Here is a 12124-nt window from a genome sequence, read left to right as displayed (position 1 = left end):
CACATCACGCATACAACACCGGGCGCGGTTTAAAGCTCCCGCAAAAGATGCGTGCGATAATGCTTGAGCTCCTCGATGGACTCGCGGATGTCGTCGAGGGCCAAGTGTCGCGACTCTTTCTTGAACGCGCTCGCAACGTCGGGCGCCCAGCGTTGCGCGAGGATCTTCAGCGTGCTCACGTCCAGATTGCGATAGTGGCAATAGGCCTCGAGCTTCGGCATCCAGAGCGCGAGGAAGCGGCGGTCCTGACAGATGCTGTTTCCGCACAAGGGCGAGGCGCCCGGCGGGACGACATCCGCGAGGAAGCGCAGCGTCGCCGATTCGGCGTCGGACACGCTTTGCGTGCTCGCGCGCACCCGATCGAGCAGGCCGGAGCGGCCGTGATGGTCGCGATTCCACGCGTCCATGCCGGCAAGAACGGCCTCGGGCTGATGGATCGCAACGACGGGACCCTCGGCCAGGATGCGAAGATCGCTGTCGGTGATCATGGTGGCGATCTCGAGGATACGATCGGTCGCGGGGTCGAGCCCCGTCATCTCGAGATCGAGCCAGATCAGATTATTCTCGTTCTTGGTCAAATGCCTGCTCTCCTGCGATCCGTGAACGGGTGAGCCGCCCGCCTGGTCAAATTCGGCGGTCGACACCATGATCGGCTAGGGTAGCGGCGTTATCGCCTGCTGGCGACCCTTGCAGCTCCCCGGCTGGACATTGCCGGAATCGGGCACGATGCCCCGGACGACCGAGATCGCCCTGTCGTTTTCCAACAACCCTCCGGAGTCCCATCCATGAAGATCCAGTCCATCCTTCTCGGCGCGGGCACGGCCGTGCTTCTCGGCCTCGGCTCGGTCAGCGCTCAGACTCAACCGAGCGAGAACGCCGAGTCGCTGTACGAAGAGAACTGTCTCAGCTGCCACGGCAGCGAGATCTATACGCGCGACGGACGCATGGTCACCTCGCCCGACGGACTCGAGCGGCAGGTCCAACGCTGCGAGACCGCGCTCGGGCTGCGCTGGTTCGATGAAGACATCAAGGACGTGGCCGCCTATCTGAACCATCACTTCTACCAGTTCGAGCGCTGAGCCGGTGACGAAACGGCGGCTCTCGGGGCGCCAGATCGAGCGGATCCAAACCATCCAGGACCGCCGCCGCCAGCGCCTCGCCTCGCGCATCGACATCGCCTTGTCGGAGATCGAAGGCGAGCCGCTTCCACTGGAAGGCCGGGTGGTGGTTCGCCACGGCGCGAATCTGGCGGTCGAGGACGTCGAAGGCGACATCACCCATTGCCTATCGCGTCAGAACATCGGTCATCCGGTCTGCGGGGATCGCGTGGTCTGGCAACGCACCGCGAATCATCAAGGTGTCGTCACGGCCATCCTGCCGCGGCACACGGTGCTGAGTCGTCCGGACTTCGGCGGTCGCGACAAGCCCTTGGCGGCCAACCTGACACGTCTGGTGATCCTGATCGCGCCGCGACCCGAGCCGAGCGACTATCTGATCGATCAGTATTTGGTCGCGGCGGAGGCCATGGGTGTCGAGGCCATCATCCTGGCGAATAAAATGGACCTGCTCGACACGGACGATCGCGCGGCCTTTCAGGAGCGCTTCGCCTATTACGCGACCATCGGATATCCCCTCCTCTGGGCCAGTCTGCGCACGCCGGAGACCCTGGTGGCTCTGATTGATCACCTCCGCGGTCAAACCAGCATTCTGGTGGGTCAATCCGGCGTCGGAAAATCTTCCTTGGTGAAGGCCCTGCTGCCGGATCGCGAGATCCAGATCGGTCGACTCTCCAAGGCTACGGGGTTGGGGCGCCATACCACCTCGGCGGCGACCTGCTATCGCTTGGCCGACGACGGCGCCTTGATCGACTCGCCCGGCGTGCGCAGCTTCCGCACAGGTCCGCTCGAGCGCGACGTCTTGCAGCAAGGCTTTCGCGAGCTCCGCCCCTACATCGGACACTGCCGGTTCGCCGACTGCCGACACGACCAAGAGCCCGACTGCGCAATCCACCACGCCGTCTCGGAGGGCCTGATCGATCCGCGGCGGCTCGCCAACTTCAAACATCTGCTCGCCGAAACGGAGCAGGCACGCACTTAAACCGCGCCCGGTGCGGTATGCGATGTTTTTGGGTGGGGTCGGCCCCGGCTGATTTGACGACCGCTGGAGCCCGCGCGGTTTAAGAGATTAAAAAATGGATGGTTTTGAACCGCGCTCCGCTACAAGCTGCGGATGCACCAAACGTCGAACTCACGCGAAAGTGAGCATCTCGCTCTGGACGCGGTTTAAGCCCCGTCACGCGATGCCGAATCAGGACACGACAGGATGAACTACTGGCTGATGAAATCCGAACCGGACGCCTTCGGTCTCGACGACCTGGCCGCACGACCGGAGGGGACCGAGCCCTGGGACGGGGTCCGCAACTACCAGGCCCGCAATATGATGCGCGATGGCATGCGTGCGGGTGATCGAATCCTCTTCTATCACTCCAACTGCGCGGTGCCCGGCGTGGTCGGGATCGCCGAGGTGGCGAGCGAGGCCTATCCGGACAGTACCGCCTTCGATCCCGAGGCGAAATACTTCGACCCCAAGAGCGATCCGGAGAAGCCCCGCTGGTATCTGGTCGATGTCCGATACGTGCGCCACCTGAAGCGCACGATCTCGCTCGCCGAGCTCAAGACGCATGCCGAGGGCGCCCTCGCCGGTTTTCCGCTCGTGCGCAACGGCAATCGGCTCTCCGTCATGCCGGTCACACCCGAGCAATGGGACTTCATCCTCGGCCTCGAGTCCGACGCCGACGCCGACGTCGGGCCTTAGTCGAGGAGGAGAGGCCCAGGAAGGTCGAAACCCTCTGAGTCCGCCGGCCGCAGATGTCGGTGAACGCGGGCACTGCCCGGCATGTGATCAACGCGGTGCGCATGGACCCCGAGGGCGTTTGCCCGGGTCACATCAGTCGCACGACGGAGGTCTGCTGCAGCCCGAGCGCCTGCTGGCCCAGCTTGAGTGCCTGCTCGGAGAAGACATCCGCATCGCCCCACCGGTCGTCGGTGTCGACGACCTCGGACATGATCTCCCCGACGATGCGCAGGCGATAGGCCCCTTGGTCTCGTTCGGCGGCCGGACTCGGCTCGGCGCAGACATAAAAGACCGGCTCGCGTTGCCCTTGGGGCACGAAGGCGAGGATATGGCGGTAGTGACGACCGTCGCCGCTCTCGATCTCGCCGAGCAGCGAGGCGCTGTGGCTGCCGACCTGATAGCGGCGTTTCGGGATGGCGGTCTTGATGACGGGGCGCTCTTGCATGGGACGGCTCCTGAAACATGTCGAATCGGGGGCGGTTTTATCGCCCTGCACTGCATGTGGGGACGTTTGTGCGGTAACGCAGGCCGAAGCAACAAGCCTCCGTCCGTTCTCCGGGCGTCTATTGAAGCGGTGCCGCGATTCCTAGACCATCCGAAATCAAGTTCGTTGTCGTTGTCGTTGTCGTAATCGACCAACGATACGACAACGACAACGAACGATATCGACACATCTGCCGTAATGCCCTATCCAGATAACTCCGCCGCCATCTCGCCGAGGACGGAGACGACCGATGCGCAGAGTGTTGCAAGCTCCTCCTCGCCGATGACGTAGGGCGGCATCAGATAAACAAGCCGGCCGAACGGGCGCACCCAGACCCCGCGCGCGACGAAACGGCGCTGGATCTCGCGCATGGACACGGGCGTGCGCATTTCGACCACGCCGATCGCGCCGAGCACGCGCACATCGGCGACGCCCGGAAGGTCCCGGCAGCTCGCCAGTCCGGCAGTCAGACCACGCTCGATCCGCGCGATGTTGGCTCGCCAGTCGGAGGCGAGCAGGAGATCGATGCTGGCATTGGCGATGGCGCAGGCAAGCGGATTGCCCATGAAGGTCGGGCCGTGCATGAAGACGCCGGGATCGCCCGAGGAAATGGTCCGCGCGACCCGATCGGTCGCGAGCGTCGCCGCCAGCGTGAGATAGCCGCCTGTCAGGGCCTTGCCGAGTGTCAGGATGTCCGGTGAGATACCGGCATGTTCGCAGGCGAAGAGCGCCCCGGTACGCCCGAACCCGGTCGCGATCTCGTCGGCGATCAAGAGCACCTCGAATCGATCGCAGAGACGGCGAACCTCGGCCAGATAGTCCGCGCTGTAGAACCGCATGCCCCCGGCACCCTGCACGATCGGCTCGAGAATCACCGCGGCCAGCTCGGCGTGATGACGTTCGATCAAATCCGCAAACTCGGCGATCTGCTCGGGCCGGCAGGGCTCGCCGAATCGGCACGCGGGCGCCGGTGCGAAGATCTGCTCGGGCAACACGCGGCTGAAGAGATGGTGCATCCCGGTCACGGGATCGCAGACCGACATGGCCCCTTGGGTATCCCCGTGATAGCCAGAGCGGATCGTCATGAGCCGATGCCGCTCGGGTCGTCCGGCGGCCTGCTGGTATTGGATGGCCATCTTGATGGCGACCTCCACCGAGACCGATCCCGAGTCGCAGAGAAAGACGTGCTGCAGCGGCTCCGGGGTCAGGGTCACCAGGGTGTCGATCAGGCGCACAGCCGGCTCGTGGGTGAGCCCGCCGAACATGATGTGCGACATGGCGTCGAGCTGATCGCGCGCCGCCTGATTCAAGACCGGATGGTTGTAGCCGTGGATGGCGCACCACCAGGAGGACATGCCGTCGATCAGCTCGCGTCCGTCCATGAGCCGGATCCGACAGCCCGACGCCGAGCGCACCGCATAGACCGGATCGCGATCGATCGTCGAGGTGTAGGGATGCCAGGCGTGGGCCCGGTCGATCCGGATCAGCTCGTCTTCCTTCATCCTAAACCGCGTCCAGCGTGAAATGCGTCATTGTCATCTTGTGTCGGACTCAAGGATCTTTCCGATCTTTGTCGTAACGCGGTTTAAACCGCGTCCAGAGCGACATGCGTAGTTTTCATTGTTCATTTAGCTTCGGAGATATCCTTGATCCCAGTGAGACGCGGTTTAGAATTTAAGATTTTTAATCCTTTAAACCGCGCCGGCTCCGACCGTCGTCGGAGCCGGCGCGGCCAAGCCATCCACCAAATGACGCATACCGCACCGGGCGCGGTTTAAAGATCCGCACGACTGTCGATCTCGCTCACCGCCAGTCCGTGCAGAATGTCGCTGATGATGGCGCGACACTCCTCCTCGCGCTCGGATTTGCCCTTTCTGGCGGCGTTGAAGAATCGCGCCAGATCGCGCTGCTGTGCGGCGGGCAGCTCCTCGGTAAATCCGGCCCGGCGGATCTCCTTGTCGGGGACCTTATCGGACGCATCTTCCTCCGCGGCCTGACGACCGTGCGACCAGTTCATGGCCCGCGCGCTGTACAGCACGATGCGATCCAGAAGGACGAAGGGAAAGCGTGGGTTGTGCACCGGACCGGCAGTAAAACGCTGCGTTCCCGGGGCTCGCTCGATGTCGAGCTTGGCCAGCGCCTTGCTGCCGACGAATCCCAGGACGCCGCCGGTCGCCGCACCGATCAGGGCGCCGGCACCGAAGGTATGCCCGGCCGTCGAGATGTCGATGGTCGCGCCCGAAGCCGCACCCGCCGCCATTCCGACCAAGGCAAGCTGGCGTTTGGAGAGCCCCAGCGCCTGATTCACGTCCTCGGAGAGCAGATCCTTGCCGAGGATCGAATCCGGGGGCATGTGCCAGACATGGTGGCGAAAATTCGCACGGATCTGCTCCTGCGCCTTCACCTCGAGCTGGCGCAGCCCGTTCTCGAATGCCGCCATCACGTCGTCCTTCACCCGATCCCGTCCGCTCTGAAAGACCAGCTTGCTCTCCTTGACCGTCTTTGATGCCTTGAAGGTGAGCGACTCCTTGAGCAGATCCAGGATCGTGGTCACGGCCTGATCGGTACGCCGGTTCCAGTCGTGCTCGAACGCATGGATGGCCTCCTCGACGAGCGGCTCCCAGCGCTGATCGATGCTCTTGAGCGCCTGAAGCAATCGCACGCGCTCTGCATAGGTGGCGCGATGGGCGTTGAAGTCACGCACCGAGTTGAACGCCTTGCAGAGCGCATCGCGCCACTGGGTCATATAGCGCGTGTTGTTGGTCAGGTTGTTCAGAATCGCCATGCGCGGGCGTGCGGTCAGCCGCAACAGCTCGATCTCGACCCGATCCTTTTCCTTGATGCGTTTTGAGCCGTCGACCACCAGGATGATGGCGGCACCCTCGGCAACCGGCTCGAGGAGCTCGCAGTCGTGCGTGAAGAGGGGATCCGTCCGATGGGCGGCCACGAACGCCCGCGCCAGATCGCGTTTGCCGCTCTGGGCCTGAAACCATTCGAGGATCGCGTTGGGATTCTGAAAGCCGGGGGTATCGATAAATTCGATCACCGGCCGTCCGTCGATGATGACCGGGTAGACGTTGGATTCGATCGTCGTACCCGCGCGTTTATCGATCTGAATCAGATCGTTTTCGGTGAGGGTCGCAACCACGGAGGACTTTCCGGCATTCGGGTGCCCCATGATCGCCAGTCTTGGAATCTTCCCGGACATCAGTCGTCTCCATCCTCGTGAGGCGGCGCAAGCATCTCTAGTCGCAGATAAGGGTCGGCCATCTGATCGATCTTGCGCTGCCAATCCGTATAGTCGAAGGGACGCATCGGCGGCAGACGATCATCGTCGGTCGGATCGCCGACCAAGGCGAGTAGGATCTGAGCGTGGGCCCCAGCCGCGGCGCGCAGCTCGCGCAGGAAGCGCAGGCTCTCCGTGATCGGGGGCTGAGAGCCGTCCTCGACCACGACGACCCGGGGCGGCGGTGCCTGCCAGTCGCCGCGCTCCAGGATGCCGAGCGCCTCGTCGGTCATCGCGGTGCCGGCGCCGACGGTCGCCGTCGCCGCAACCTGCCACCCGGTGAGGTGCATCAGCATCTGCTCCAGACGCGGGCGGTCCTCGGCTTCGAGGATGTCGTCGACGTCGACGTGAAGCAAAAGCAGACAGGCGTCCGGAGCAAAACGAATGCCTTGCGCGGGCAACGACGTCGGCGGTGTCGGAGCAACAACGGCCGCCTGTGACGGAACCGGCGCGGAGGGATGTGTCGGTGTCTCCGAGAGCTTCGCCCGAGGCGAGGGTTGCGAAGGCGGCTTAGCCGGCGGCTTTTCTGGGCCCTTCAGCTTCGTTTCCTTCGAAACGGCGGGTGGTGCCTTCGCCTCTTTCGGCTTGGCTGGGGGCGTCGCAGGGATCGCGGGCGCAGCAGGTCGCTCGACCGGACGAGCTTCCGCCTCGGCAGGCCTTTGCGCGGTCTCATCCGTCTTCGGCTCGGCACACGGCCGGGGCTCGAGCCGAGCAACCGACCGCGGAGGGACCGCCGGCTCTGCAGGATCGGATGCCGGTCGATCACGGACAGGGGTCGGTTCGGGTTCCGGTGCGGGCTCGGGGATGACCGGCGCAGCAGGCGCAGGCTCTGCCGGCACCGCCGGCGATTCGGGCTCGGGTTCCGGCTCGGGCTGGAGAACCGACGGCATGGTCACATGCTCGGTCCTGCCGGGTGCGGGCGCTTCGACACCACCCTCGGCAACAACCGCTCCGGTTTCTTCCGCAAGCCGCGAGGACCCCTCGTCCTCGCGCGGCTGCGCCGGTCGCTGCTCGGGCTCCGCGCGGGGAGCCGGCGCGGGAGTCGGTTTCGGAGTATCGACAGGGGGGGCAACGCCGGGCGGGGGCACCGGCGGCGCCTCGCCCCCCGGCTCGACACGCCGAACCAGCGCATTGCGCCACGGGCGCGCCGATGTCGGCGGCGCCGGCTCGACCGAGCCGTCCGTCCCCGAGGTGCGGGTCCTGCGCGCGCTCGATGCGGCCGGAATCGGCATCTCGGTGCCTCGCTCGCCGCCCGCGCGTTCCCCGCTCGGCGTCGTCTCGAGGCGCGGCGAGAGCATGCGGGCATAGAGCGCCTGGGTGCGGCTGTGGGTGAAAGACAGGCGGGAGAGAATCAGGCGCCGAGCCAAGACAGACCCGCCCCAAAGCATCAGCCTGGGCAGAAGCCCGTAAGTCGTCACGGCCAGGACCAGGAAGGAGCCCCAGGATCGCAGATGCGCCGGATCCGGTTTAAGCGTCGGCGTGGCGCTTGCCCAGTGCTCGAGGAAGATGCGCGAGCCGGCCACCTGCTCGAGGCTCGGGTAGCCGACACCCTCGCCGAGCAGCCAACTCCAGGGCAGCGCGATCAATCGGGTCATGTCGAAGATCGTTTGGGGATGGACGTTCAGCGTCGAACCCCAGCCGAAGGCCAGATCGGTGAACCATTCCAAAAGGATGGTCGTCACGATGACGCCGACGTTGAACGCAACCCCGAAGATCTGGGCCGGGATCAACAAGGGCAGATAGGAGACCGGACCGTAGACGGCGTATTGTGACTTGAGCAGCCCCTGCCGAGCGCGCGCCTGATCCTGGATCTCGGCCGCGGCATGACCGATCCGTTGGCGCTGAAGCCAGCTCGCGGCCTTGGCGACGAGCGGGCGTACGACGTGCGTGAGGAGGCCGGGCGGCGCAGCGGCGCCTCGACCACGGGCCTTACGCAGTGCCAGGGCCGTCGCGACCGAGGCCGCCAGCAGAAACTGCACCATGACGAGCAGAAAAAGATACCAGGAGACGCTGACCGGGCGGGTTCCGTCGTAGCTGAGCAGCGCGGAGGCAACGCCGATCCCGGCGAGGACTCCGAGGATCGCAAGCAACAGGGTGACCAGGCGCTCGGCGCTCCCGAACGCCGCACCCGGCAGGATACCGCGCATCTCGGGGCGCTCCGCATTGCGGCGGTCCGCCAGCCAGCGGCGCAGGCTGAGACGCCGATGCGCCGGGGTATGCGGCGGCTGATCGCCGATCTCGGGCGCGATCGCGTCGAGATAGAGCGAGCGATCGCGCTCGGCGAGGCGCTTGCGCGCCGACGGATGCTCGCGCAGCTCGCGCTCGTCGGCATCCAAGTAGTATTCGAAGTCGATCAGATCGGCGACTGTCCAATCGCGCGCGTCATCGGGCGCAGCCTGGACCTTGCTCGAATCGGTCGGATGATGTCTGAATTCCATAGGGATGCGTCAAGACTCCTCGGTGCTGGTCCCTCGGTGCTGTTCAGGCACCCTTCGATGGTCGCATCGGCGGCCCGCCGCCGCCCGCCGGGTCGACGCACCGAGCGTGGCGAAGGGCTCGGACGCGCCTCGTGCGTTATTGTTCTCGGTCGGGTCGACTTGGGGCGAGCACAACGGCGACCGACCGGCGCTTGAAATATCCCACAGTCCGGCTTTCAATTCACGTTTACGGCATCGACAGGCAAGCATACACCCGCGATCGGTGCGGACGCCTCGGGAGCCGCGAATTCGCCTCGAGATCCGATGGGGTCCGTCGAACGATCCATTCTGCGCTCGTGCAATCGGATCCCCGGACATGTCATCATCGGGATCCTCGGTGATTCCTCGGAGCATGCCATGACGCGCGATTCAAGCCCTGCCCTGCCGCGTCTCGCGATCCTCGCCGCCGCGCTCGTCGCCGGCGTCGCATTTCTGTACATGGTCAAGCTGATGCACGACATGTCGGCAAGCGTCGCGCTGATGGCTGGCGAGATGTCATCCATGTCGGCCGACATGGGCCGGATGCGCGAGGACATGAGCTCGCTCGCCCGAGACGTCTCCGGCATGCGCGAGCAGGTCGCCACCTTGCCGGCCATCGCCGATGACATGGGGCGTATGCGCGTCGGCATGGAGCGCCTCTCGGGCATCGTCGGCGGCGGCGACCAGATCCCCGCGGTCAACCCGATGGGCGTGATTCAGCAGATGATCCCCGGCAGCGATCGGCGTTGAACCGCGCCCGATGCGATAGACGATGTTTTTTGGATGGGATCGGCCCCGGCAGACTAAGCGAGCGCTGGAGCCGGCGCGGTTTAAGTGCCGATCGGTATCATTCGATCCGGCGGACGTCCCGATGGCCCCACGTCAGGAGAACGCGGATGGCGAAAGCGAGACACTCGATTCGACCCGGCAACTGGGACCATGCCGGGGCCAGTGCAACGGACGTCGGGGTCAACTTCTGTATCTTCTCGCGCTATGCGGAAGAGATCGAGCTGCTGCTCTTCGAGACGCACGCCAGTCCCGAGCCCTACGAGATCATCGCGCTGGATCTGCAGGTGAATCGAACCTTCTTCTTCTGGCACATCTTCGTCGAGGGTCTAGACGAGGGAATCTTCTACAACTGGCGCATCCACGGTCACTGCGACACCCGCGAGATCGGGTGTCGAATCGATGGCGAGAAGGCACTGCTCGACCCCTGGGCCGTCACCGTCGACGACCGCCTGTGGAACCGCGAGATCGCCGCTCGCCCCGGCGACAATGTCGCCACCGCGATCCGTGCGCAAGTGGTGCGCGACCGCTACGACTGGGAGGGCGACACGCCCCTGCACATCCCGCTGAACGCGGCCGTCATCTACGAGATGCACGCCGGCGGCTTTACGCGCCATCCGTCGTCCGGGGTCGCGCACCCCGGCACCTTCGGTGCCGTGATCGAGAAGATCCCTTATCTACAGGACCTCGGAATCACCCATGTCGAGCTGATGCCGATCATGGCCTTCGACCCCCAAGACGTCCCGCCGAAGACCGCGGCGATGGGCTTGGAAAACTACTGGGGCTACAGCACACACAGTTTCTTCGCTCCGCATCCCGGCTTCGCGCTCGAGCCTTCGCGCGCGCGCGACGAGTTCCGCGATCTGGTCAAGGCCTTGCACCGCGCCGGCATCGGCGTGATCCTGGATGTCGTCTTCAACCACACGGCCGAGGGCGGGGCCGACGGACCGACAATCAGCTTCAAAGGGATCGGCAACGAGGTCTTCTATCACCTGGATTTCTCCGATCGACGCCTCTATCGCGACTACACCGGGTGCGGCAACACGGTGAACTGCAACCATCCGATCGTGACGCGCTTTCTCATCGATGCCCTGCTCTACTGGGTGCGGCAGATGCATGTCGACGGCTTTCGTTTCGATCTGGCCAGCGCCCTGGCGCGCGGCGAGGACGGCCACCCGCAATATCACGCGCCGATCCTCTGGGCGACCGAGCTGTCGCCCGCGCTCGGTCGTTCGCACATCATCGCCGAGGCCTGGGACGCGGCCGGCCTGTATCAGGTCGGCGACTTCCCCGGCTTTCGGTGGGCGGAATGGAACGGACGCTATCGCGATCTGATGCGCAGCTTCGTGAAGGGCGATTCCGGCCTGGTCGCCGAGGTGGCAACCCGCATGACCGGCTCGAGCGACATGTATCAAAGCCGTGGACGGATGCCGAGCAACTCCATCAACTTCATTACGTGCCACGACGGCTTCACCCTCTGGGACCTGGTGAGCTACAACCATAAGCACAACGAGGCCAACGGCGAGGACAATCGCGACGGACACAACGACAATCTGAGTTGGAACTGCGGTGTCGAAGGTCCAACCGGCGATCCGGCGATCCTGGCGCTGCGTCGACGCCAGGCCCGTAACTTCATCGCCATTTTAATGCTGAGCCAAGGCGTGCCCATGTTGCGGTCCGGCGACGAGGTGCTGCAGAGCAAACAGGGCAACAACAACAGTTACTGCCAGAACAACGTCATCTCCTGGTTCGACTGGACCCAGCTCGAGGACAACTGCGGGATGCACGACTTCGTTCGGGGTATGATCGCGTTTCGTCAACGCCACCCGACACTGCATCGCAGCCGGTTCTTGACCGGCGAGCCCGCAAACGGCCAGACCTTGCCGGATATCACCTGGCACGGGGTCGGACTCGGCTCACCGGAGTGGGACGACCCCGCGGCGCAATCCTTGGCCTTCACCCTTGCCGGAATTACCGCCGAGGAGCCGCCGTTGCACATCATGCTCAACATGGGCAAGGCTCCGTTGGAGTTCGCGGTTCCACCGATCCCGGGATGGTCCTGGACTGTCGCGATCGACACCGACCGCGAGCCCTCGATCCTGGATCGAGCCGATCCGAGTCCGTCACCCGGGTTGCGGATCCGGGTCGCAGAGCGCAGCCTGATGGTGCTCGAAGGCCGCGCCGCTTAAACCGCGCCGACTCAAACGGTTGTTCATTCTGCCGGGGTCGACCCCATCCACGAATACCGCAACCCGCGCC

At 64.7% G+C, this 12124-nt stretch carries 10 protein-coding genes; 5 read left to right on the top strand and 5 right to left on the bottom strand.

Annotated features, from left to right (window positions below; genetic code table 11):
* Positions 1–29: 29 nt before the first annotated feature.
* Positions 30–578, bottom strand: coding sequence for an oligoribonuclease (gene orn / locus THIMADRAFT_RS18630; RefSeq protein ID WP_007194645.1), 549 nt, complete (start codon positions 576–578; stop codon positions 30–32).
* A gap of 207 nt (positions 579–785) precedes the next feature.
* On the opposite strand from orn, the gene THIMADRAFT_RS18625 reads away from it, so the two are divergent.
* The 3 genes from THIMADRAFT_RS18625 to THIMADRAFT_RS18615 all read left to right on the top strand — a co-directional run bounded on the left by THIMADRAFT_RS18625 (position 786) and on the right by THIMADRAFT_RS18615 (position 2814).
* Positions 786–1079: a c-type cytochrome gene (locus THIMADRAFT_RS18625; protein WP_007194644.1), complete on the top strand. Its 294-nt coding sequence runs from the start codon at positions 786–788 to the stop codon at positions 1077–1079.
* A gap of 4 nt (positions 1080–1083) precedes the next feature.
* Positions 1084–2097 (top strand): ribosome small subunit-dependent GTPase A, encoded by a 1014-nt coding sequence (gene rsgA, locus THIMADRAFT_RS18620; RefSeq protein ID WP_007194643.1) that lies wholly within the window; start codon positions 1084–1086, stop codon positions 2095–2097.
* A 225-nt stretch (positions 2098–2322) separates the two neighbouring features.
* Complete coding sequence (locus tag THIMADRAFT_RS18615) at positions 2323–2814, top strand: EVE domain-containing protein (RefSeq protein WP_007194642.1); 492 nt, start codon at positions 2323–2325, stop codon at positions 2812–2814.
* Between the two features lie 127 nt (positions 2815–2941).
* Here the strand turns inward: THIMADRAFT_RS18615 and THIMADRAFT_RS18610 are convergent, their stop codons facing one another.
* The 4 genes from THIMADRAFT_RS18610 to THIMADRAFT_RS24950 form a co-directional block, all read right to left on the bottom strand.
* On the bottom strand, positions 2942–3298 hold the full coding sequence (locus THIMADRAFT_RS18610; RefSeq protein WP_007194641.1) for a hypothetical protein: 357 nt from the start codon (positions 3296–3298) through the stop codon (positions 2942–2944).
* A 242-nt stretch (positions 3299–3540) separates the two neighbouring features.
* The gene (gene bioA / locus THIMADRAFT_RS18605; protein WP_007194640.1) at positions 3541–4839 is read right to left on the bottom strand and encodes an adenosylmethionine--8-amino-7-oxononanoate transaminase; all 1299 of its coding nucleotides are present in this window, start codon (positions 4837–4839) and stop codon (positions 3541–3543) included.
* A 272-nt stretch (positions 4840–5111) separates the two neighbouring features.
* Positions 5112–6545 carry a GTPase/DUF3482 domain-containing protein gene (locus tag THIMADRAFT_RS18600; RefSeq protein ID WP_007194639.1) on the bottom strand — a complete coding sequence of 478 codons (1434 nt, stop codon included), beginning with the start codon at positions 6543–6545 and terminating at the stop codon, positions 5112–5114.
* On the bottom strand, positions 6545–9061 hold the full coding sequence (locus tag THIMADRAFT_RS24950) for a DUF2868 domain-containing protein (RefSeq protein WP_007194638.1): 2517 nt from the start codon (positions 9059–9061) through the stop codon (positions 6545–6547). Before THIMADRAFT_RS24950 ends, THIMADRAFT_RS18600 begins: the two co-directional genes overlap by 1 nt.
* A gap of 303 nt (positions 9062–9364) precedes the next feature.
* On the opposite strand from THIMADRAFT_RS24950, the gene THIMADRAFT_RS18590 reads away from it, so the two are divergent.
* Together THIMADRAFT_RS18590 and glgX are read left to right on the top strand one after the other, a co-directional pair.
* The gene (locus tag THIMADRAFT_RS18590) at positions 9365–9829 is read left to right on the top strand and encodes a hypothetical protein (protein ID WP_007194637.1); all 465 of its coding nucleotides are present in this window, start codon (positions 9365–9367) and stop codon (positions 9827–9829) included.
* Positions 9830–9975: 146 nt separating this feature from the next.
* Positions 9976–12054, top strand: a complete 2079-nt coding sequence (glgX, locus tag THIMADRAFT_RS18585) for a glycogen debranching protein GlgX (RefSeq protein ID WP_007194636.1) — start codon at positions 9976–9978, stop codon at positions 12052–12054.
* The last annotated feature ends 70 nt before the right edge of the window (positions 12055–12124 follow it).

This window comes from Thiocapsa marina 5811 (assembly GCF_000223985.1).
In the GTDB taxonomy this organism is placed as follows: Bacteria; Pseudomonadota; Gammaproteobacteria; order Chromatiales; family Chromatiaceae; genus Thiocapsa; species Thiocapsa marina.
This window is presented reverse-complemented; position numbering and strand designations above follow the sequence as displayed.